We start from the raw sequence: 20,708 nt of genomic DNA, 5'->3' as shown, positions 1-20,708 counted from the left end.
CTGCTGCCTACTCCTTGGTGAACTCGGCGTAGTCGGCCTCGATGGTCTCCATCGCGGCCTTGGGGTCCTTCTTGCCGGCGAGCATGTCCTGCAGCCCGGCGCCCATGGTGTCGCCCATCGTCGGGGTGGCCCAGTCGAGGTAGGGGGTGAGCCCGTCCTTCTCGCTGACCTCGCCGAAGGCGGCGAAGATCTCGTCGCCGAGGGGGTCGGCCGCCGTGCGCTCGGCGGTCCCGACGACCGGCATGTTGCCGTTCTCGGCGAGGACGTCCATCGCGTCGTCGTTGGTGATGAAGTCGATGTACGCGGCAGCGGCGTCGGGGTTCTCGGCCTTCGAGGTGACGGCGAAGGGGAGCCCGGAGCCACCGGTCGTCACGGGGGTGTCGCCCTCCTTCTCCACCGGCGGGAGCATGAAGCCGACGTCGTCCTTCATCGCGGCGTAGAGATCGGACTGCAGCCAGGAGCCGGCGATGAGGAAGAGGCCGTCGCCCTTGCTGAAGGACTGCCAGGCGGCGTCGTAGCCCTCGCCGTTGAAGCCCTCGTTGAAGTAGCCCTTGTCGACCCAGTCGACGAGCGTGGCGCCGGTCTGCTCGTTGCCCTCGTCGGTCCAGCTCGCGCCGGGCCGGCCGTAGCCGAGCGTGCGGATGGTCTCGGCGTCGGTGTAGCGACCCTGGAGCGCGCCGAAGACGTGCACCGCCGGCCACTTCTCGATGTTGCCGAGCACGAGCGGGGTCTCGCCGGCCTCCTTGGCCGTCGCGAGCGCCTCCTCGAACTGCGCCCAGGTCTTCGGCTGCTCGATGCCGAGGTCCTCCATCATCTTCTTGTCGTAGAAGATGCCGACGACCTCGCCGACCTGCGGCAGGCCGAAGATGCTGCCCTCGCCGAAGGTCTTCGCGTCCGGGGAGTAGGAGACGACGGACTGCACCGACTCCGGGTAGCGGTCGCGCCAGCCGTACGCCTCGGCGTAGGGGTCGAGGTTGATGATCTGCTTGGCCTTGACGAACTGGCCCATCTGCGAGCGCGTGTTGTTGGCCTGGACGACGTCGGGGGCGTCGTCACCGGTGAGGGCCAGGCGCAGCGTCTTCGTCAGGTCGTCGAAGGAGCGCGAGACCCGCTTGATGGTGATGTTCGGGTACTTCTTCTCGAAGGCGGCGTTGAGCGCCTTCATCTGCTTGTCCTGACCGCCGCGGACCTCCTGGTCCCAGACGGTGAGGGTGATGTCGCCCATCGCGGCGGGGTCGGTCTCGACCTCCGAGGCGGCCTTGCTCGTCGCCGACTCCTCGCCGCCGGGGCCGCCGCCAGGGGCGCACGCGACGGCGGTCAGGCTGGCGCCGACCAGGACGGCGACCGTGGTGTACCTGCGGGTCATGGTGTCTCCTCGATATGTGCGGTGCTGCTGTGCTGGAGCCTGCCTCGTGCGGGCCGGCGGCGTGCCTCAGACATCGGACTGTCGCGCGATCGTTGCCTGCGCCCGACGCACGGCGTGCTGCGGGACGTCGGGGACGATCTCGTCGAGGAAGGCGAAGCGACGGCGCACCGAGGCGCACCGCGCGGTGCCGGAGGGGTCAGCCTTCACCCGGCGCCACCAGTCCACGATGTCGCCCCAGCCGGGAGCGGCGAGCGAGCCGCCGACGTGCTGGACGGCCAGCCCGGAGCACAGCGTGGCGAAGGCGAGCCGGTCGCGCAGCGGCCAGCCGGCGAGGGTGCCGAGAGCGATCGCGGCGTGGAAGACGTCGCCCGCGCCGGTCGCGTCGACGGCCTCGACGTGCAGCGCCGGGACGTGCTCCTCCTCGCCCGTCGAGGAGTCGATGGCCAGCGCACCCTCGGCGCCGTTCGTGACGACGACGAGCGGCACGCGGTCGGCGAGCGCGTACATCGCCTCGTGCGGGGTCCGCGAGCGCGTGTACGCCATCGCCTCGACGGCGTTGGGGGTGAAGGCGTGGATGCCGTCGAGCCGGTCGAGCAGCTCGGTCGACCACTCCCCCGTCGCGTCCCACCCGGCGTCGGCGAAGAGGAGCGCCCCCTGCTGACGGGCCTTCGTCGTCCAGGTGAGGTCGTCGGCGTGCAGGTCGAGCAGCGCGATCCGGGTGCGTGGCGGGTCGCCGATGAGCGCGCTCGCGGGCTCCGGGCTCGGGTGGCCGTGGCTGATCATCGAGCGGTCGCCGTCGACGGCGAGCGAGACGGTCACCGGGGTGTGCCAGTCGGGGTAGCGGCGCGAGCGGGTGAGGGCCACGCCCTCCTGCTCCTCGAGGGTGCGCCAGCAGAAGTCGCCGTACGCGTCGTCGCCGAAGGCCGCGGCCAGCGTCGTGCGCAGGCCGAGCCGTGACGTCGCGACGGCGAGGTTGGCGATGCCGCCGGGAGAGGAGCCCATCCCCGACGCCCACACCTCGGTGCCCGGCGTCACGCCCCCGTCGATGCCGGTGAGGACGAGGTCGAGGAAGACGGTCCCGTAGAGCAGGACGTCGGCCTCGGGCTCGACCGCCGGGGTGTCGGCGGACTCGCGCAGGTGCGAGAGCGGGTCGAAGGGAGGTGCGGTCACCCGTGCATTGTGCACCGGCGCCCCCGGGCCGGGCCCCGCCCGACGCGCGAGGGGGCGCGACTAGCCTGCTCGTCGTGACGTCCGTGCGAGGAAGGTGCCAGGCATGCAGCTGACGATCCTCGGGGGTGGTGGCTTCCGCGTCCCTCTCGTCTACGGGGCGCTCCTCACCGACGACCACCCCGACCGGGTGCGCGAGGTCGTCCTCCACGACACCGACGCGACCCGGCTGGCGAGCATCGAGCGCGTGCTGCAGCAGATGGGCGCCGACCACGACGACCCGCCGCGCGTGCGGGCGAGCACCGACCTCGACGAGGCGATCGCGGGCGCCGACTTCGTCTTCTCCGCGATCCGGGTCGGGGGCACGCAGGGGCGCACCGTCGACGAGCGGGTGCCGCTGTCGTGCGGGGTGCTCGGCCAGGAGACGACCGGACCGGGCGGTCTCGCCTACGCGCTGCGCACCGTCCCGGTCGCCGTGCACATCGCCGAGCGCATCCGCGAGCTCGCGCCCGATGCGTGGACGATCAACTTCACCAACCCCGCGGGCATCGTCACCGAGGCGATGTCGGCGGTGCTCGGCGACCGGGTCGTCGGCATCTGCGACTCGCCCATCGCCCTCGCCCGTCGCGCCGCCCGCGCGTGCGGCGTCGACCCGACGACGACGGCGCTCGACGTCGACTACGTCGGGCTCAACCACCTCGGCTGGCTGCAGGGCCTGCGCACCGGCGGCACCGACCTGCTGCCCGACCTCGTCGCCGACCCGCAGCGTCTCGCGACCATCGAGGAGGGCCGGCTCTTCGGGCCGGAGTGGCTCGGCGCGCTCGGCACGATCCCCAACGAGTACCTCTACTACTACTACTTCACCCGGGACGCGGTCGCCTCGATCCTCGAGGCCGAGCAGACGCGCGGCGAGTTCCTCCTGCAGCAGCAGGACGCCTTCTACGCCGAGCTCGCGGCGCGGCCCGACGACGCGCTCGCGACCTGGCGGCGGGTGCGCGAGGAGCGCGACGCGACGTACATGCGCGAGGCCCGCGAGGAGGACGAGGCCCGCGACGCCGCCGACATCGAGGGCGGCGGGTACGAAGGGGTGGCCCTGGCGATCATGGCGGCGATCAGCCGCGGTGAGGCCGCCGACCTCATCCTCGGGGTGCGCAACGACGGCACCGTGCCCGGCCTGCCCCTTGGCGCGGTCGTCGAGATCCCCTGCCGTGTCGACGCGGACGGGCCGCACCCCCTTCGCGTCACCGCACCGACCGGCCACCGCCTCGGGCTCATGGCCCAGGTCAAGGAGGTCGAGCAGCTGACGATCCGGGCCTCGCTCGAGCGCTCCCCCGCCCTCGCCCTCGAGGCGCTCGCCCTGCACCCCCTCGTGCCGTCGGTCACGACCGCCCGCGAGATGCTCGACGGCTTCCGCCGCCGCAGCCCGCAGATCGGCGCCCTGCTCGGCACCCCCTGACCCATCGCCGACAAAACCCTGCTGGCTGCCCTTTGACGAGCCAGCCGGGTCTCGAGAGGGTCCTGGCTCGTCAAGACCCTGCTGGCAGGGTTTTGTCAGCCCAGCCCAGCCCAGCCCACCCCAGCCCGGGCATGACGAAGGGGGCGTAGCCGGTGCCCGGCCACGCCCCCTTCGCCGTCCCGTCGCTCAGCGGCGGTCGGGGTCCACCTGGACCTCGTCGTAGGCCTCGCCGGTACGCGGGTCGGTGTGGCTCACGCGACGCGAGGTGTAGCCCCGCGGGCCGCGGGGACGACCCAGGACGAGGCTGAGCAGGATGGCGAGGACGCCACCGGCCATGAAGATGTAGCCGATCATCTCGAGGTTGACTCCCTCGATGGCGTCCGGACCGATGGCGAAGGAGAGGATCGCCCCGATGACGAGCAGCGCGATGCCGAGTCCGATGTACATGGCGTACCTCCTGTGCTGACGCGGCAGGGTCCGCGTCTCGGAGTCAGACAGTAGGGCTGCACGAGGTCCAGCGGGGGCTACGGGGTACCCCTTCGTCATGGCTGGTCAGCGCCGTGTGCGGTCGCGCTCGCGGTCGACGCGCTCGGCCCGGTCCCAGCGCCCACGGGGGTCGCGGACGTCGCCCTCGGGACGGCGGTGCACCCGCACCTGGCCCCGACGGGGCGGGCGCTCGACGAGGACGAAGGCGACGAGGATGACCACGGCGAGGGCGAGGATGACGAGCCCCCACACGACGAGCTCGGTGGTGCTCAACGACTCCTGGAGCATGGCTCCCCCTTCGGCTCAGGTCCCGCCGACGACTCTACCGACGCGCCGACGCACCGCGGCGGACGTTGAGGCGCCGATCGGTCTACGTCACACTGGACCCACCCGTCACACCCCCTTGAGCAGATGGACGCGATCATGCGACGCACCGCCGCACTCCCCCTGACCGCCCTCGTCACCTCGGCCCTCGCCCTGCCGCTCGCCGCCCCCGCGAGCGCCGCACCCGGCGGGCCGAGCGCGCCCGCCGCCGCGAAGAAGTACTCCGAGGTCATCCTGCGGGCCGAACCCCTGTGGTCCGGCACCGGCGAGCAGATCGAGCTGAGCGGAGAGGCGTACGACCGCGACACCTACCGCGCGCTGCCCAACCGCGTCATCCGGCTAGAGTCCAAGCCGGCCGGCACCACGACGTGGACCCGACTCGCCACCGTCGAGACCGGCTCGTCGGGCAGCTTCCGCCTCGTGCGCACCGCCGACCGCTCGCGGACCTACCGGGCCGTGTACGCCGGCAACTCCTGGTACTACCCCGACCAGAGCAACTGGGTCGGCCAGACCGCGAAGGCCGGCACGAAGGTCCGGGTCAGCGCGACGCTCAAGGCCGACGGCACCGGGGCCCGGGTCAACGGACGCGCGACGAAGCTGTGGAGCAGCACGACCCGCCCGCTGTGGGGGGCCAACATCACCATCGAGTCGGCGAAGGCCTACTCGAACTCCTTCTCCCCCGCCGGCACCGCGAAGACCAACCGCCACGGGTACTACACGTGGAAGACCTCGGTCTCGCCGAAGCAGTGCTACCGCTACCGCGCGATCTACAAGGGCAACAGCACGTGGGCGCCCAAGAGCACGCTCGCGAGCTGGAGCAGCTGCACCTGATCGGCGCCTAGCGCTCCGTCGTCGAGCGGACCTGCTCGCGGTCCGTGCCCGACGCGGCGCCGCCCTGCCCGAGCGAGGCGAGGTGGGCGTTGTAGGCCTCGAGCTCGCGGTCGCCGTCGCGCTCCGCCGAGCGGTCGCGACGACGGGACTCCCTCTCGTCCGAGCGCATCCACTGCACGGCGACCGCCACGGCGAGGACGAGGGTCGGGGCCTCGCCGACGCCCCACGCGATCTCGCCGCCGGTGCGCTGGTCGGCGACCGGGTCGGGCACCCACGGCAGGTCGAGCACCCCGAAGAAGTCCGGCGCGAGCAGCGTCGTGCTCTGGGTGAGGATGACGCCGAAGAACGCGTGGAAGCTGATCGTCGTGAAGAGGATGACGAGCAGCGCGAGGGGCGACCAGCGCGTCGGGCCCGGGTCGACGCCGATGAGGACCCAGACGAAGAGGTACCCGCTGAGCAGGAAGTGCACCATCATCAGCACGTGCCCGGTGTGAGTGCTCATCGACAGCCCGAAGAGCGGGCTGTAGTAGAAGATCGCCAGGCTGAAGAAGAAGATCGCGGCGGCGACCGCGGGGTTGGCGACGACACGCAGGTAGGGCGCGTGCACGGACGCGAGGACGAGCTCGCGCGGGCCGAGCGTGCGGTCCCGCCGGGCGGGCAGGGCCCGCAGGGCGAGGGTGATCGGGGCGGCGGGCACGAGGAGCAGCGGCACGACCATCGCCACCGTCATGTGCTCGATCATGTGCCAGCTGAAGGAGACGCGCCCGTAGACGCCGGGCGCCCCGCTCGTCGCGTAGACGAAGACCGCCCAGCCGAGGACCCACGAGACCGTGCGCAGCAACGACCAGCTGTCGCCGCGGCGGCGCAGCCGCAGCACCCACCGCACGTAGACGACGCAGGCGACGAGCGCGACGGTTAGCCACAGCCACTCGGTCTGCCACGCGGTGAACCAGCTCGACGACGTCGGCGCCCCGGGGTCGGGGTAGCCCGACAGCGCGTAGACGACGGTGTCGGGCGGGGTGACGATGACGTTGGTCGGCGACGGGGTGCGGCTGATCGCCGCGCCGATGCCGAAGGCGGAGCCCATGACGACGAGCTCGGCGAGCACGAAGCGCACGAAGGACGGGGTGCCGCCCTCGTCGAGCTGCTGGACGAAGCGCTGGCGGTGCCACCAGCCGAACCCGCCGAGGACGACGCCGAGCGCGAGCTTGACCCCGAGGAGCGCGCCGTAGCGGCTGAGGAGGTTCTCCAGCGCCCCGATGTTGGTCCACGCGAGGAGCAGACCGGAGGCCATGACCCCCGCGAAGCCCCACCCGGCGACGACGGAGTAGCGCCGGATCGTCGGCCCGAGGTGGGCGCCGAGCCCGCGCTGGAAGCAGGCGAGGGCGACGAGCCCGCCGACCCACACAGTGGCCGAGACGAGGTGGATCGCCAGGGCGTTGACCCCGCTCATGTGGTCGAGCGCCGCCGAGGAGTGGCCGGTGAGCGCGAGCGGCAGCAGGGCGAGCAGCGACCCGGCCCAGCCCCACCCGAGGACCGCCTTGCTCTCCGACCCGGCGCACGCCATGACGACGACGAGCACGACGACGGCGCTGATGAGGTTCATCCGCAGCGTGGGCAGGTCCCACAGGACAGCCGCGAGCTGGGTGGCGAAGCCGGGCTGGCCCACCGGCACCCCGGCGAGGTCGGCGAAGGTGAGGACGATGAGCAGCAGGAGGCTGACGAGCCACAGCGTGCCGGAGGTCGCGGCGACCCGGCCGGCGGTCCACCGGCGCCGGGTGCGCGTCGTCTCGGGCAGCACGAAGGCCCCGAGGAGCAGGAAGCCGACGGTGACGGCGGCCGCGAGGTCGTGCACGCCCTGCAGGACCGGCAGCCCCCAGCGCACGAGTGCCCCGGGGTCACCGGCGGCGTAGGGCACGGCGGCGCGGCCGACGAGGACGCCGATGACGGTCGTCACGACGACGGCGAGCGCGAGGACGAGGGCGGGACCGAGGGTCAGCGTCGTCCGGGCGAGGGAGCGACCCGGGGCGGTGGACATGGGCTCAACTGTAATGAGCGCGGCTGGGCAGTCGCCGAGACGGGGATCGACGACGGTGCCAGGATGGGCCCGACCACGTCGCGAGCGCAGGGAGAACCGCCATGTCCGTCCGAAGCACCTGGCGGTCCCGCGCCGGCCTGACCGTGGCGGGGGCGGCCGTCGCCGCCACCGCCCTGAGCACCACCGGACCGGCCAGCGCCGCCGACTCCGGCCCCGTCGACCTGCAGGTCGTCTGCGACGGCGTCGGCGAGGACACGGTCACCGTGACCGGTGATCTCGCCTCCGGCGGTACCGCGGCGATCGCCTCGGGGCCGCTGACCGTCGTCGGCCGACCCGGCTTCACCGGCACCGACGCGTCGGGACGCGCCGTGACGGTCGACCCGACAGGCGACGGGGTCACCTGCACCGCCCGCTCGACGGTGAGTGCGGGCTCCCTTCGCCAGGTCCTGCCCTCCACCCAGGCGGCGAAGGGGGCGACCTCCTCCTCCGTGACCGGCCGGCTGACCTTCACCGTGACCGTCGACGCGGACTCGGTGAACACGGCGGCGGCGCGCCGCGCCGAGGCCTCGGGCGAGACGACGACGGCCGCGGCGGGCGACTTCCCCTTCGAGTACACGCTGCGCACCTACCTCGCGGGACGTCCGGGCGCGGTCGGCGTCGCCGTGCGCATCCCCGGCACGTCGCGCGTCTACACGTACACGAAGACGAACGCCCGCAACGTCACGGCGAGCATCGTCAAGACCGAGATCATGGCAGCGGTGATGATGCGCGCGCAGGACGCCGGGCGGGGCCTCACCGACTGGGAGAAGAGCAAGATCGTCCCGATGATCCGCTACAGCGACAACGGCGCGACGACGGATCTCTTCAACAGCATCGGCGGCCGCGCCGCCCTCGACCGCGCCTCGGCCCGGCTCGGGATGACGGCGACCTACGCCGACTCGGGCGGCCGGTGGGGCCTGACCTCGACCGTGCCGCAGGACCAGGCCCGGCTCATGGAGCACTTCGCCCGGGCGACGGGTGTGCTGTCGCAGACCAACCGCGACTACGGGCTGACCCAGATGCGCAGCATCTCCTCCGACCAGGACTGGGGCGTCACCGCAGGCGCGCCCGCCGGGACGGTCGCGCTGAAGAACGGCTGGCTCCCGCGCACCGACGGCTGGCACGTCAACAGCATCGGCTACAGCACGAGCGGGCAGGACTACACGATCGGCGTGCTCACGCACGACGACCCGGGAGCCTTCGGCACCCAGATCACGACGATCGAGGGGGTGTCGCGGATCATCCACAAGTACAAGGACCGGCTCGTCCCCTCGACCCCGCCGCCGACCCCCCCGGCCCGCGGGACCTTCGGCGACGTCGACGGCGACGGACGGGCCGATCTCGTCGGTACGAGCGCCAGCGGCACGATGTACCTCTACCGGGGCGACGGGCGGGGCTCCTTCGCCGACAAGGTCCGGCTCAAGACCGGGCCGAAGGACGCCACCTGGTACGGCAGCGCGGGTGACCTCAACCGCGACAAGCGCGCCGACCTGCTCGTGCGCCGCGGCGACGGCCGCCTCCAGCTGTGGATGAGCTCGGGCAGCACCGGGTACGCCTCGCCCCGCACGATCGCGACGTCCTGGGGCTCGTACACGAGCATCGCGAGCGGCACCGACGTCGACGGCAACGGCACGCTCGACGTCGTGACGCGCAGCGTCGGGGGCGGTGCGACCCTGCACTCGATCAGCGACTCCGGTCGGCTCACGACGGTCCGCACGATGGGCAAGCCCTTCGTCTGGTACCCGACGATCCTCGCGACGACCGATCTCGACGGCGACGGACGCGGCGACATCCGTGGGGTCGCCACCGGCGGTCGGATGCGCGCGTGGCGCTCGACCGGCTCGACGTGGAGCCAGCTCTCGGGGACCTCGCTGGGCTGGGAGCGCTACTCGGTCGTCGCGTCACCGGGCGACGTCAACGGCTCGTCCACCGGGCAGGCCGACGTCATCGGTCTCGAGGGTCGCGAGCTGCACGCGTGGTGGGGCACCTCCGACGGCGACACCTCCGGGCCCGTCCGCCTCGGCCCGAGCGGCTACGGGATGGTCCACCTCTTCTGACGCGACGGCTCGGCGGACGGGCGTGCCCCTCAGCGGGGCGAGCACGCCCGCCCGTCGACGCTGCTGTAGTACGGCGCCGCCGGGTCGACGGACACGGTGACGGTCGTGCAGGACGTCGCCGAGACCGAGCGGCTCGTGTCGCCCATCCGCTCGGAGCGCGCGGTGCGCTGCACCGTCGCGCGCAGGGTCGTCGGGTCGTCGCTCGGCAGGACCCGCACGACGAGACCTCTGCGCGTGAGCTCTGCCTCCGCCTGACGCCGGTCCACGACCCGCCCCCGCCGGACCTCCTCCTGGGTGCGGTCCAGCGCACCGGAGATGTCGACGAGCGCTGCGTCGTGGGCGGCCGAGGCGTCGGACCAGTCGACGGAGGTCGCCGGCGCCTCGGGCGCCAGGCGCGGCGGGCAGGCGGTGGCGCGCGAGACGCCGTCCGGCTCGACCTGCGCGCAGGCCACCCCCGTGCGCACGGTGTCGTCCGTGAAGGGGTCTGCCCCGGTGTCGACGCGCCACACGGCGAGGTCGACCGTCCCGTCGGCCTCCAGCTCCAGCACCCGGTAGGAGACGGCGTTCGCGGCGAGCTGCTCGCGGACCGCTGCCGACGGGCGCGCCCACTGCTGCCTCGGCACCCTCTCGAGCAGCGCGACGACCTGGGCCACGCCCTCTTCGGCCCGCGCGTCTGCCTCGGCCTGCCTGGACGAGCACCCGGCGACGAGCGCGACGCCGAGCACCGGGGCGGCCAGCGCGAGGAGACCGCTGCGCCGTCGGCTCACCGCTGGAGGCGGCGCAGGTAGTCCTCGAGGACCGGGCCGGCGGTCGACGCGCCACCGGGACCGTCCGCGACGAAGACCGCGACCGCGAGGTCGCCCTGGGTGCCGATCATCCACGCGTGGGTGCGCGGGGGCTCGTCGGTGCCGTACTCGGCCGTGCCGGTCTTCGCACCCACGGGCCCGCCCGGCACGTCGGCGAGGAAGCGCGCCGACCCGTCGGTGACCACACCACGCATGAGGCTCCTCAGCTGCTCGCTCTCGGCCGCCGTGAGCGGTCGTGCGGGACTCGCGGGCCGGCGCGACCCGCCGTCGAGCACGAGGACCGGCGAGACCGCTGCCCCCTTCGCCACGCTGGCGGCGACGGTCGCCATGCCCATGGGGGTCGACAGGACCGTGCCCTGCCCGATGGTCGCGGCGGCCAGGTCGACGTCGGCCTTCGGGTCGGGCACGTCACCGAGCTCTGCCGGCACGCCGAGGGAGGGGTCGAGGGTGAGACCCAGCGCCTCGGCGGCCTCGTCGAGCGCTCCGTCGCCGAGACGGTCGCGCTGCGAGATGAGCGCGGTGTTGCACGAGCTGGCGAAGGCGGTGGCGAAGGGGACGTCTCCGGTCGCGCTGCTCGGGTAGTCGTCGTAGTTGGTGAAGGAGCGCCCCTCGACCGTCGTGGTCGTCGTGCAGGGCACGCGGGTCTGCGGGGTGATCCCGCTGCGCAGGAGCGCGAGCGCGGTGACGGTCTTGAAGGTCGAGCCGGGCGCGTACTGGCCGAGGGTCGCCGTCGAGGTCCCCTCGCTGCCCGGCCCGCTCGCCGCGGCAAGGACATGGCCGTCCGACGGACGGATCGCGACGACCGCGCTCGGCGGCCCGATGTCCTCGAGCACCGCCTCGGCCTGCTCCTGATGGGTCTGGCTCAGCGTCGTGCGCACGGACCGGCCGTCGACGGCCGGCACCGAGCGCAGCTCGCGCGGCTCCGCCGACCCCTCGAGGTCGACCGCCTCGACGACGTAGCCGGCCGTCCCGCGCAGGCGGTCGTCCTGGGCGAGCTGCAGCCCGCTCGTGCCGACGACGTCACCGGCGCGGATCGCCCCCTTCGACCCCTCCACCTGCTCCGCCGTCGCCGGACCGACGCTGCCGAGCACCGCACGGGCGAAGGTGCTCGTCGGCGCGAGCGGCATCGTGTCCTCGACGCCCCGCGCGCCCGGGATCTCGGCGATGCCGCGCGAGACCTCGTCGAGCTCGGGAGCCTGGGCGCGCAGGACGATCGCCTCGACGAAGGCCTGCGGTCCGGCGGCCTCGACGGCGTCGACGAAGGGTCCGACCTCGACGTCGACGAGCTCGGCGACCTCGCGTGCGCTGCGCCGCGCCTGGCCGAGGGACGACGTCTGCGAGCGGTCGACGCCCACGCGCACGACCGCACGGTCGGTGACCAGGGCCCGCCCGCCGTCGCCGAGGACCTCGCCCCGCTCGGCGCTCAGCCGGCGCGCCTGCAACCCCTCTCCCGCCTCGAGGTCCGGCGCGAGGAGACCCGGCTCCCAGGTGCCCGACCAGCGCTCGCCGTCCCGCCGCACGGCCAGAGTCGTCTCGTAGGTCCAGGGCTGCTTGTCCTCGTGGATGCGCCACGTGTGCTCGAAGGTGACGGTGCCTCGTCGGACGTCGTCGTCGAGGCTGACCTCGCCCGCGGTCACGGTGTGGGCGATCTCGCCCATCCCCTCGAGCACCTCGCCCATCTCGTCCTCGGACGGTGCGCCGTCGAGCGACGGGGGTCGCCCGGTGGCGAGGTCCTGCGCGACCTGCTCGGCGTGCTCCTGGGCCGCGCCGACGGCTGCTGCGCTGCGGCGCCTGTCCTGCCACCACCAGCCCGTCCCGGCGGCGAGGACCAGAGCCAGCACGACGGCCACCGCCGTGCCCCGTCGGTGCCGCCCGTGACCGGTGCGACCGGTCGTCGTCTCGTCCTCGCCCCTGCGCATGGGTCCACCGTCACCTGACGGCGGTCGAGAGTCAAAGACTATGGAAGGCGGCATTCGATATCGGACAGATATCGGGCGGGGGCTACGGTGCCCTCATGGACCTCGTGCGCCACCTCCGGCTCTTCGTCGCCGTCGCGGAGCACCGCCACTTCGGTCGTGCGGCCGCCAGCCTGTCGATGGCCCAGCCCCCGCTCTCGCAGGGGGTCCAGCGCCTCGAGCGCCACCTCGGCCAGCGGCTCTTCGACCGAGATGCCCGTCGGGTCGCGCTCACCGCTCCCGGGTCCGCCCTGCTCCCCGCGGCCCGCCAGCTGCTCGCCGACGCCGACGCCCTCGTCGAGAGCTCCCGCCGGTGGTCCGAGCGGCGCTGCGTCCGCCTCGGGCTCGCCGCCGACCTCGACACCCTCGCCGGGCCGGTCCTCGCGCACCTCGTCGGTACCGGCATCGACGTCGAGCCCGTGCTCGCCGGCAGCACCGAGCTCGTCGGACGGCTGCGCGACGGTGACCTCGACGTCGTCCTCGTGAGGCACCCGGTGGCCCTCGACGGCCTGCTCACCGGTGACGTCATCACGGTCTCGGCCGCCGTCGTCCCCGACCATGACGACCTGCCGCTCGTGCTCCCGCCACGCAGCCACCACCCGGCAGCCCACGACCAGGTCGTCGACGCACTGCTCAGGCTCGGTCGCCTGGCTCCGGTGCACGAGATCGCCTCCGCGCAGGAACGGTCCGTCCGGGTCGAGGCCGGCCTGGCCTGCGGGCTGCGGCCGGCGCTCCCGACGCAGGAGGGGGACGTGCAGGAGGGGGGCGCAGACCTGGTGCCGCTGAGGTACCGCGCCGCGGTGCCGGTGATCTCCGAGCAGCGGCCCGACCTCGACCACGCAGCGGTCGTCTCGGCCCTGCACGAGGCCCTGCGATGACTCGTCTCACCCAGGCCGCCCGGGCCGTCGAGCGGACGGCCGAGGACGCCGGCATCACCGCGCACGTCCATGCCCGTCGGGTCGACGACGTCGAGGACGAGATCGCCGTCGGGGCCGACGTCGCCGTGCCGATGGCCTCGCTGTACAAGGTGGCGGTCGCCGGGACGTGGGCGGCGCTCGTCACCGCGGGAGAGCTCGACCCCCTCGCGGAGGTCGTCCTCGACCCCTCGGACCGCACCGCCGGCCCGACGGGGGTCAGCGCGCTGCAGGACCGCGTCGTGCTCACGCAGCGCGACTGCGTCCGCCTCTCCCTGGCGGCGTCGGACAACGCCTGCGCCGCGGCCGTCCTGTCGCTCGTCGGTGCCGACGCGGTCCAGACCTGGCTCGTGGGGGCCGGGTGCCGCTCCACCGACGCGCGACGCGGGACCGCCGACGCCATGCGGGCGGTCGTCGCCGAGACCGGAGGCCGCGACCTCGGCCAGGCCCTCGCCCTGCTCGCCGACCCGGCCGCGGACCGGACGACGAGCGAGTACGACCCCGCCCTCACGAGCAGCTCGACGGCACGCGACCTCACGACGATGCTCGCCCACCTGTGGCGCGAGGAGTCGGCGCTGCCGGTCCGCGAGGCGATGCGCCGGCAGGTGTGGCGTCACCGGGTGGCCTCGGGCTTCCCGCACGACGACGTCGTCGTCGCGGGCAAGACCGGCACTCTCGGCCGGCTGCGTCACGAGATCGCCGTCGTGGAGATCCCGGGCGAGGTGCCCGTCGCCGTCGGCGTGCTCACCCGGTCGCTGCGACCGGAGTCCCACCAGCCGCGGGTCGACACCGCGATCGGCGTCATCGCACGCACCGCCGTGCACCCCCTGCGCCGACCGGCCCCCTCCGGCGCCGAGCTGGGGGCCTGACCTGGGGACACCCCCTTCGCCAGATCGCCGCGAACTGGTCACCCCAAGGGGGTGCGCAATCCGCCCCGGAGGAGGAAGGTGTCTCCTGCGCCTCGTCCGGGGCGCATCCCCGAGGGAGGACATTTCGCATGAGGAGAACTCTCACGGCACTGACGACGGTGGCCCTGGCCGCCGGACTCGGGTCGTACGCCACGGGTGCGGCGAACGCCACGCCTGAGGTCGCGGCAGCGCCGTCGACCGTCGCCGCACCGTCCGTCGCCACCGCGCCGGTCGTGCCGGACGCAACCGCCACGCAGGTCCACCGCTACACCCCGCCGCCGATCCGCTGGGGCTCGTGCGAGAGCGAGCGCCTCCAGGGTGCCGGTGCTCAGTGCGGCATGCTCACCGTCCCCATGGACTACACCCGCCCCACCGGGACGAAGATCAAGCTCGCGGTCTCGCGGGTCAAGGCCGACCCGTCCGTGCGCTACCAGGGGGCCATGCTCGTCAACCCCGGTGGCCCCGGTGGCTCCGGTCTCGGCCTCGCCGTCCTTGGCGAGTTCGTCCCCGACGGCGCCGGTGCCGGGTACGACTGGATCGGCTTCGACCCCCGCGGGGTCGGCAGCTCCCAGCCCGCCCTCACCTGCGACGGCAACGTCACGGCCGCCCCGCGCCCGTACTACACGCCCTTCAAGAGCACGATCTACACGCAGTGGATCAACCGCTCGAAGGACTACGCCAACAAGTGCGCGAAGAACGGGTCGATCCTCAAGCACATGCGCACGTCGGCGACCGTGGCTGACATGGAGTCGCTGCGCCGGGCCCTCGGCCGGTACCAGATCAACCTCTACGGCTTCTCCTACGGCACCTACCTCGGCCAGATGTACGCCAGCAAGTACCCGAACCAGGTCCGTCGCTTCGTCCTCGACGGCGTCGTCGACCCGCGTCGTGTCTGGTACAAGGCCAACCTCGACCAGAACATCGCCTTCGAGAAGTCGATGCGCCAGTTCTTCAACTGGGTGGCCGACAACGACGCCTCGTACGGCCTCGGCGCGGACGGCCAGGACGTCCGCGCGAAGTGGTACAAGCTGCGCTCGAAGCTGTACTACAACCCGCAGGGCAAGCTCGGGCCGTCGGAGTTCACCGACGTCTTCCTCTCCGCGGGCTACTACGTCTACGACTGGGACTACCTCGCCCAGGTCTTCGCCGCGGCGCAGGAGGGCAACTTCTCCCCCGCCGAGCAGACCTACGTCGAGGGCAACCCGACCGGTCCGGGCGCCGACAACGGCTACGCCGTCTACGCGGCGGTGCAGTGCACCGACGCCATCTGGCCCGCGAAGTGGTCGACGTGGCGTGAGGACGCGTGGCAGCTCAACAAGTCCGCGCCCTTCGAGACGTGGGGCAACACGTGGTTCAACGCCCCGTGCCACTGGTGGCCGGCGCAGTCCCAGCAGGACCCGTACATCAACGGCAGCAAGGCCCCGGCGATGCTCCTCATCGGCGAGACCAACGACGCGGCGACGCCCTTCTCCGGCGCCATCGAGGTCCGTCGTCGCTTCCCGAAGTCGGTCCTCATCGAGGGCGTCGGCGGCAGCACCCACTCGGGCTCGCTGTCCGGTGTCGCCTGCACCGACGACAAGATCGCCGCGTACCTGAAGTCGGGCACGCTGCCGACGCGTCGCTCGGGCGTGCTGTCCGACGTCAAGTGCGCGCCCGTCCCGGCTCCCGAGCCGAGCGTCACCGCGGCCGCCCGCAAGAGCGGTCAGCCGACCGAGAAGTCCGTCGGGATCAAGAACCGCGAGCTGCGCGAGCTGCTCGACGGGGCCCGCGGCTTCTGATCGCAGACGCACAGCACCACCACCGCGAAGGGGGAGGGCCGGCTCGCCGGCCCCTCCCCCTTCGTCGTGCCGTCGAGGTCAGCTCGACCCGCCGGCGACGACGACGGGGATGACGACCGCGGTGATCATCGCGGTGTTGAGCGCGCTCACGGCCCGGCCGACGGCGTCGCCGGCCGGGGTGCTCGCCACGACCTCCTCGACGCGCTTCTTCAGCTCGCGCGAGCTGCGCCCGGCCGCCTCGGCCTTGAGCACGCGGTGGGCGACCCCGAGGCCCTGGAGCACGGAGAGGATCGTCGCGTCACCACGCGAGGGCGCCTGCGCGCCGGTGAGCACGGCAGCCAGCCGGCTGCGCACGTGCGCCTCGGGACCGGGGTCGAGGGTCGGGTAGCGGTCGGGGACGAGGCCGAGCATCCGCTTCGGCTCGTGGCCGACGACGCCCGCTCCCTGCAGGCGGACGACGACGAGGGGCTCGGGGTTGAGCTTGCGGTCGGCGACGAGGCTGGACAGCCGGGTTCCGGGCCGCTTCTGGACGAGCCGCAGGACCCCGTGGTCGAGGACCGGGTCGCCCGTCGGGGCGGAGTCGACGAGGTGGGCCTTCGGGTCGCGGTCGTCGCTGAGGTGGAGCCGTCCCGCCTCGACGAGATCGGCGAGGAGGGAGGCGGTGAGGCCGAAGCCGCGCTGGGACATGCCCTCGAGACGGCCGTCGTCGGTGGTGAGCAGCAAGAAGAGCTCGTCTGTCGTCCTCATGACCTCGACGCTAGCGAGGGGACGGGGCGGCGCACCTCCCACTGCCGGATGACCCGCTCTCCGCCGTGAGGACGAGCGAAGGGGGAGCCCGCGGGCTCCCCCTTCGCGTCGGTGACCTAGGCCCAGACGAGGGCCTGGCCGGGGTCGTGCAGGAGGGCGGCGACGTCGGCGAGGACCTTGCTGCCGAGCTCGCCGTCGACCATGCGGTGGTCGAAGGAGAGCGCGAGCTGGGTGACCCAGCGCGGCTCGATGCTCTCGACGCCGTCGCGCTCGACGACCCACGGCATCCGACGCACCGCGCCGAAGGCGAGGATCGCCGCCTCGCCGGGGTTGAGGATCGGGGTGCCGGTGTCGACGCCGAAGACGCCGACGTTGGTGATCGTCACCGTGCCGCCGGCGAAGTCCGCCGGCTGGGTGCGGCCCTCGCGCGCCGTCGCGACGAGCTGGGCCATCGCGTCGGCGAGCTCGCGCATCGGCATCGAGTCCGCGCCCTTGATGTTCGGCACGACGAGCCCGCGGGGGGTCGCCGCGGCGATGCCGAGGTTGACGTCGCGCCGGTACACGATCTCCTGCGCGGCCTCGTCCCAGCTGGCGTTGACGTCGGGGTTGCGCCGGATCGCCAGGCACAGCGCCTTGGCGACGACGAGCAGCGGGGTGACCTTGACGTCGCGGAAGGCCCGGTCTTTCTTGAGCCGGTCGACGAGGTCCATCGTCGCCGTGACGTCGATCGTCACGAACTCGGTGACGTGCGGCGCGGTGAAGGCCGAGTCGACCATCGCCTGGGCGGTCACCTTGCGCACGCCCTTGATGGGGACACGACGCTCCGCGGGGCCGGCCTGCTGGTCGAGCTGCGCGGGACGACCCTCGAGACCACCCGAGGAGGCCGAGGTGGAGGCACCCGAGGCCGCGGCCTGGACGTCCTCACGGGTGACGACGCCCCCAGGACCGCTCGGGGTCACGGACGCGAGGTCGACGCCGAGGTCCTTGGCCATCTTGCGCACCGGCGGCTTGGCGAGCGCGCGGGCGCGCTCACCGGTGACCGGGGCGGCCGGGGCCGGGGCGGGCTCGGGCAGCGCCTCCGGCGGCGGGGCCGGCGAGTAGGCGACCGGCTGCTCGGTGGGCAGCGAGGCCTGGGCGGGCTCGCCGCGACGGGCACGCCGACGGGTTGACCCCGCCTTCGCGCCGTAGCCGACGAGGTTGGGCCCGCTGGCCTCGTCCGGCTCCTCCGCGGCGGCGGAGCCGGCCGACGGCGCGGCGGCGGGGGCCGCCTCGCCGCCGGTGTCGACGACGATGATCGGCGCGCCGACGTCGACGGTGTCGCCCTCGGCGGCGAGCAGCTCGACGACGCGGCCGGCGAAGGGGATGGGCAGCTCGACGAGCGACTTCGCGGTCTCGACCTCGACGACCATGTCGTTGACCTTGACCTCGTCGCCGACGGCGACCCGCCAGGTGACGAGGTCGGCCTCGGTGAGGCCCTCGCCGGGGTCGGGGAGGTTGAACTTCTGCAGCGCCATGTCAGTACCCCAGCGATCGGTCGACGGCGTCGAGGACCCGGTCGAGGTCGGGCAGGAAGTGCTCCTCGAAGCGGCTCGGCGGGTAGGGGATGTTGTACCCGCCGACCCGCAGGACGGGCGCCTCGAGGTGGTAGAAGGCCTCCTGCTGCACGAGCGCGGCGATCTCCGCGCCGAGCCCGAGGAAGGTCGACGCCTCGTGGACGACGACGGCCCGGCCGGTCTTGCGCACCGACTCGAGGATGCGCGGCAGGTCCAGCGGGCTGAGGCTGCGCAGGTCGAGCACCTCGAGGCTGCGCCCCTCCTGCTCGGCGGCCTCGGCCGCGGCCAGGCAGACCTTGACCATCGGGCCGTAGCAGAGCAGCGTCGCGTCGGTGCCCTCGCGCAGGACGCGGGCGTCGTGCAGGCCGAGGACGGGACCGGCGGCCTCGTCGATCTCGACGGTGCCGCGCTCGTGGTAGCGCCGCTTGGGCTCGAAGAAGATCACCGGGTCGTCGCTGGCGATGGCCTGCTGCATCATCCAGTAGCCGTCGGCGGCGTCGGAGCAGGTGACGACCCGCAGACCGGCGGTGTGCGCGAAGTAGGCCTCGTTGGACTCGCTGTGGTGCTCGACCGCGCCGATGCCGCCGCCGCAGGGGATGCGGATGACCATCGGCAGGCGCAGGTGGCCCAGGGAGCGGGCGTGCATCTTCGCGACCTGGCTGACGATCTGGTCGAAGGCCGGGTAGACGAAGCCGTCGAACTGGATCTCGACGACCGGGCGGTAGCCGCGCAGGGCCAGGCCGATCGCGGAGCCGACGATGCCGGACTCGGCGAGCGGGGTGTCGATGACCCGGTCCTCGCCGAAGTCCTTCTGCAGGCCCTCGGTGATGCGGAAGACGCCGCCGAGCTTGCCGACGTCCTCTCCCATGAGGACGACCTTCGGGTCGTCCTCCATCGCCTTGCGCAGGCCCGCGTTGAGCCCCTTCGCGAGGGTGAGCTTGGTGCCGGCCATCAGTGACCACCCTCCCCGACGAAGGACTCGTGGTAGGCGACGAACTCCGCCTTCTCGGCGGCGACGACCGGGTGGTCGTCGACGTAGATGTCGTCGAACATCGTGGGCAGCTCCGGGTCGGGCATCGTCTGGCAGGCGTGGCGGATGCGGGCGGCGACCTCGTCGGCCTCCGCGTCGACGGCCGCGAAGAACTCGTCGTCGCCGTGCCCGTGCTCCTCCATGAAGCCGCGCATGCGCTTGATCGGGTCCTTGTCGCGCCAGATCTCGACCTCGGCCGAGCTGCGGTACTTCGTCGGGTCGTCCGACGTCGTGTGCGCGCCCATCCGGTAGGTGTAGGCCTCGATGAGCGTCGGGCCCTGGCCCGAGCGGGCGTCGTCGAGCGCCTTGCGGCACACGGCGTACGTCGCGAGCGGGTCGTTGCCGTCGACGAGCACACCGGGGATGCCGAAGCCGCGCGAGCGCTGGTAGGGCGGGATGGTGAACTGCTTGTCGTTCGGCTCCGAGATCGCCCACTGGTTGTTCTGGATGAAGAACACGAGGGGGGCGGAGGTCACCGAGGCGAAGACGAGCGCCTCGTTGTAGTCGCCCTGGGCGGTGCCGCCGTCGCCGGTGAAGGCCATGACCGCGGTGTCGCGCTCCGGGTCACCGGTGCCGACCGCGCCGTCGGCCTTGACGCCCATGGCGTAGCCCGCCGCGTGGAGCATCTGGTTGCCGATGACGATCGTGTAGAGGTGGAAGTTGTTGGCGTTGGAGTCCCAGCCGCCGTTGTTGACCCCGCGGAACATGCCGAGGAGGTTCTCCGGCGGGACCCCGCGGCACCAGGCGACGCCGTGCTCGCGGTAGCCGGGGAAGGCGTAGTCCTGGTCGCGCAGCGCGCGCCCGGCGCCGACCTGCGCGGCCTCCTGGCCGAGGAGCGAGGGCCACAGCCCGAGCTCGCCCTGACGCTGGAGCGCGTGGCCCTCGGCGTCGATGCGGCGCACGAGGACGAGGTCGCGGTAGATCATCCGCGCGTCCTCGCTCGTCATCTCCTCGACGATCGAGGCGTACGGCTCGTTGGCGGGGGTGATGCCCAGCCGGGTGCCGTTCGCGTCGACGAACTGGACCATCTCGGGGTTGTCGTCCGAGAAGTGCCCGGTGATCATCGACGGCGGGGTCGGCCCGTGCTCCGGCGAGGGCTCGAAGGCCCCGGCCATGTCGGCGCCGGCGCTGCGCTCCGGCACGACGTCGTTGTCGCTCATCTGCTACTCCTTCGGCCCTGGCGCTGGGGGTGACCCACCGGGGCTGCTGACGCGCCGCCATGGCGCGCGACGGGCGTGGCCACCGCGGGGTGA

General features: G+C 73.0%; 17 protein-coding genes. 6 read left to right on the top strand and 11 right to left on the bottom strand.

The genetic code is table 11. The features are described from left to right. Positions 1 to 7: 7 nt before the first annotated feature. Together LIV55_RS11985 and LIV55_RS11980 are read right to left on the bottom strand one after the other, a co-directional pair. Positions 8 to 1,366 carry an extracellular solute-binding protein gene (locus LIV55_RS11985; protein ID WP_229300343.1) on the bottom strand — a complete coding sequence of 453 codons (1,359 nt, stop codon included), beginning with the start codon at positions 1,364 to 1,366 and terminating at the stop codon, positions 8 to 10. 66 nt (positions 1,367 to 1,432) lie between these two features. After that, positions 1,433 to 2,536, bottom strand: coding sequence for a carbohydrate kinase family protein (locus LIV55_RS11980; protein WP_123092407.1), 1,104 nt, complete (start codon positions 2,534 to 2,536; stop codon positions 1,433 to 1,435). A gap of 103 nt (positions 2,537 to 2,639) precedes the next feature. Here LIV55_RS11980 and LIV55_RS11975 point away from each other — a divergent pair, with 103 nt between their 5' ends. Further along, on the top strand, positions 2,640 to 3,989 hold the full coding sequence (locus LIV55_RS11975; protein ID WP_229300342.1) for a 6-phospho-beta-glucosidase: 1,350 nt from the start codon (positions 2,640 to 2,642) through the stop codon (positions 3,987 to 3,989). Positions 3,990 to 4,175: 186 nt separating this feature from the next. Here LIV55_RS11975 and LIV55_RS11970 read toward each other — a convergent pair whose 3' ends face one another. Both LIV55_RS11970 and LIV55_RS11965 read right to left on the bottom strand, forming a co-directional pair. After that, on the bottom strand, positions 4,176 to 4,436 hold the full coding sequence (locus LIV55_RS11970; protein WP_123092409.1) for a DUF6458 family protein: 261 nt from the start codon (positions 4,434 to 4,436) through the stop codon (positions 4,176 to 4,178). A gap of 105 nt (positions 4,437 to 4,541) precedes the next feature. Beyond that, positions 4,542 to 4,763 carry a hypothetical protein gene (locus tag LIV55_RS11965; RefSeq protein WP_123092410.1) on the bottom strand — a complete coding sequence of 74 codons (222 nt, stop codon included), beginning with the start codon at positions 4,761 to 4,763 and terminating at the stop codon, positions 4,542 to 4,544. Between the two features lie 135 nt (positions 4,764 to 4,898). Between LIV55_RS11965 and LIV55_RS11960 the strand changes: the two genes are divergently transcribed. Further along, the gene (locus LIV55_RS11960; RefSeq protein ID WP_229300341.1) at positions 4,899 to 5,630 is read left to right on the top strand and encodes a hypothetical protein; all 732 of its coding nucleotides are present in this window, start codon (positions 4,899 to 4,901) and stop codon (positions 5,628 to 5,630) included. A gap of 7 nt (positions 5,631 to 5,637) precedes the next feature. On the opposite strand, the gene LIV55_RS11955 is transcribed toward LIV55_RS11960, so the two are convergent. Beyond that, positions 5,638 to 7,668 carry a bifunctional copper resistance protein CopD/cytochrome c oxidase assembly protein gene (locus LIV55_RS11955; protein ID WP_229300340.1) on the bottom strand — a complete coding sequence of 677 codons (2,031 nt, stop codon included), beginning with the start codon at positions 7,666 to 7,668 and terminating at the stop codon, positions 5,638 to 5,640. Between the two features lie 101 nt (positions 7,669 to 7,769). Between LIV55_RS11955 and LIV55_RS11950 the strand changes: the two genes are divergently transcribed. Then, on the top strand, positions 7,770 to 9,764 hold the full coding sequence (locus LIV55_RS11950) for an FG-GAP-like repeat-containing protein (RefSeq protein ID WP_229300339.1): 1,995 nt from the start codon (positions 7,770 to 7,772) through the stop codon (positions 9,762 to 9,764). A 29-nt stretch (positions 9,765 to 9,793) separates the two neighbouring features. Here LIV55_RS11950 and LIV55_RS11945 read toward each other — a convergent pair whose 3' ends face one another. Both LIV55_RS11945 and LIV55_RS11940 read right to left on the bottom strand, forming a co-directional pair. Beyond that, the gene (locus LIV55_RS11945; protein WP_229300338.1) at positions 9,794 to 10,531 is read right to left on the bottom strand and encodes a hypothetical protein; all 738 of its coding nucleotides are present in this window, start codon (positions 10,529 to 10,531) and stop codon (positions 9,794 to 9,796) included. Continuing rightward, positions 10,528 to 12,489, bottom strand: coding sequence for a penicillin-binding transpeptidase domain-containing protein (locus LIV55_RS11940; protein ID WP_229300337.1), 1,962 nt, complete (start codon positions 12,487 to 12,489; stop codon positions 10,528 to 10,530). Before LIV55_RS11940 ends, LIV55_RS11945 begins: the two co-directional genes overlap by 4 nt. A gap of 95 nt (positions 12,490 to 12,584) precedes the next feature. Here LIV55_RS11940 and LIV55_RS16965 point away from each other — a divergent pair, with 95 nt between their 5' ends. From LIV55_RS16965 to LIV55_RS11925, 3 genes are all read left to right on the top strand, one after another. After that, complete coding sequence (locus tag LIV55_RS16965; RefSeq protein WP_267492816.1) at positions 12,585 to 13,403, top strand: LysR family transcriptional regulator; 819 nt, start codon at positions 12,585 to 12,587, stop codon at positions 13,401 to 13,403. Continuing rightward, positions 13,400 to 14,308 (top strand): serine hydrolase, encoded by a 909-nt coding sequence (locus LIV55_RS11930; protein ID WP_229300336.1) that lies wholly within the window; start codon positions 13,400 to 13,402, stop codon positions 14,306 to 14,308. Before LIV55_RS16965 ends, LIV55_RS11930 begins: the two co-directional genes overlap by 4 nt. Before the next feature lie 128 nt (positions 14,309 to 14,436). Further along, the gene (locus LIV55_RS11925) at positions 14,437 to 16,125 is read left to right on the top strand and encodes an alpha/beta hydrolase (protein WP_229300335.1); all 1,689 of its coding nucleotides are present in this window, start codon (positions 14,437 to 14,439) and stop codon (positions 16,123 to 16,125) included. Positions 16,126 to 16,203: 78 nt separating this feature from the next. Here the strand turns inward: LIV55_RS11925 and LIV55_RS11920 are convergent, their stop codons facing one another. The 4 genes from LIV55_RS11920 to LIV55_RS11905 form a co-directional block, all read right to left on the bottom strand. Further along, positions 16,204 to 16,872 carry a GOLPH3/VPS74 family protein gene (locus LIV55_RS11920; RefSeq protein WP_229300334.1) on the bottom strand — a complete coding sequence of 223 codons (669 nt, stop codon included), beginning with the start codon at positions 16,870 to 16,872 and terminating at the stop codon, positions 16,204 to 16,206. Between the two features lie 116 nt (positions 16,873 to 16,988). Beyond that, positions 16,989 to 18,386: a dihydrolipoamide acetyltransferase family protein gene (locus tag LIV55_RS11915; RefSeq protein WP_229300333.1), complete on the bottom strand. Its 1,398-nt coding sequence runs from the start codon at positions 18,384 to 18,386 to the stop codon at positions 16,989 to 16,991. A 1-nt stretch (position 18,387) separates the two neighbouring features. After that, entirely contained in the window at positions 18,388 to 19,377 is a 990-nt protein-coding gene (locus LIV55_RS11910) for an alpha-ketoacid dehydrogenase subunit beta (protein WP_123092421.1), read from the bottom strand. Further along, entirely contained in the window at positions 19,377 to 20,615 is a 1,239-nt protein-coding gene (locus LIV55_RS11905) for a thiamine pyrophosphate-dependent dehydrogenase E1 component subunit alpha (RefSeq protein ID WP_224767056.1), read from the bottom strand. The genes LIV55_RS11910 and LIV55_RS11905 overlap by 1 nt, the downstream gene beginning before the upstream one ends. Between the last annotated feature and the right edge of the window lie 93 nt (positions 20,616 to 20,708).

The sequence above is a fragment of the Janibacter melonis genome, from assembly GCF_020567375.1.
GTDB lineage: Bacteria > Actinomycetota > Actinomycetes > Actinomycetales > Dermatophilaceae > Marihabitans > Marihabitans melonis.
This window is presented reverse-complemented; position numbering and strand designations above follow the sequence as displayed.

What these genes read in the sequence shown, in the direction of transcription:
- LIV55_RS11960 (WP_229300341.1), top strand. Translation starts at nt 4,899, where the DNA reads ATGCGACGCACCGCCGCACTCCCCCTGACCGCCCTCGTCACCTCGGCC.
- LIV55_RS11970 (WP_123092409.1), bottom strand. Translation starts at nt 4,436, where the DNA reads ATGTACATCGGACTCGGCATCGCGCTGCTCGTCATCGGGGCGATCCTC.
- LIV55_RS11930 (WP_229300336.1), top strand. Translation starts at nt 13,400, where the DNA reads ATGACTCGTCTCACCCAGGCCGCCCGGGCCGTCGAGCGGACGGCCGAG.
- LIV55_RS11940 (WP_229300337.1), bottom strand. Translation starts at nt 12,489, where the DNA reads ATGCGCAGGGGCGAGGACGAGACGACGACCGGTCGCACCGGTCACGGG.
- LIV55_RS11925 (WP_229300335.1), top strand. Translation starts at nt 14,437, where the DNA reads ATGAGGAGAACTCTCACGGCACTGACGACGGTGGCCCTGGCCGCCGGA.
- LIV55_RS11915 (WP_229300333.1), bottom strand. Translation starts at nt 18,386, where the DNA reads ATGGCGCTGCAGAAGTTCAACCTCCCCGACCCCGGCGAGGGCCTCACC.
- LIV55_RS11950 (WP_229300339.1), top strand. Translation starts at nt 7,770, where the DNA reads ATGTCCGTCCGAAGCACCTGGCGGTCCCGCGCCGGCCTGACCGTGGCG.
- LIV55_RS11985 (WP_229300343.1), bottom strand. Translation starts at nt 1,366, where the DNA reads ATGACCCGCAGGTACACCACGGTCGCCGTCCTGGTCGGCGCCAGCCTG.
- LIV55_RS11955 (WP_229300340.1), bottom strand. Translation starts at nt 7,668, where the DNA reads ATGTCCACCGCCCCGGGTCGCTCCCTCGCCCGGACGACGCTGACCCTC.
- LIV55_RS11975 (WP_229300342.1), top strand. Translation starts at nt 2,640, where the DNA reads ATGCAGCTGACGATCCTCGGGGGTGGTGGCTTCCGCGTCCCTCTCGTC.
- LIV55_RS11905 (WP_224767056.1), bottom strand. Translation starts at nt 20,615, where the DNA reads ATGAGCGACAACGACGTCGTGCCGGAGCGCAGCGCCGGCGCCGACATG.
- LIV55_RS16965 (WP_267492816.1), top strand. Translation starts at nt 12,585, where the DNA reads ATGGACCTCGTGCGCCACCTCCGGCTCTTCGTCGCCGTCGCGGAGCAC.
- LIV55_RS11920 (WP_229300334.1), bottom strand. Translation starts at nt 16,872, where the DNA reads ATGAGGACGACAGACGAGCTCTTCTTGCTGCTCACCACCGACGACGGC.
- LIV55_RS11910 (WP_123092421.1), bottom strand. Translation starts at nt 19,377, where the DNA reads ATGGCCGGCACCAAGCTCACCCTCGCGAAGGGGCTCAACGCGGGCCTG.
- LIV55_RS11965 (WP_123092410.1), bottom strand. Translation starts at nt 4,763, where the DNA reads ATGCTCCAGGAGTCGTTGAGCACCACCGAGCTCGTCGTGTGGGGGCTC.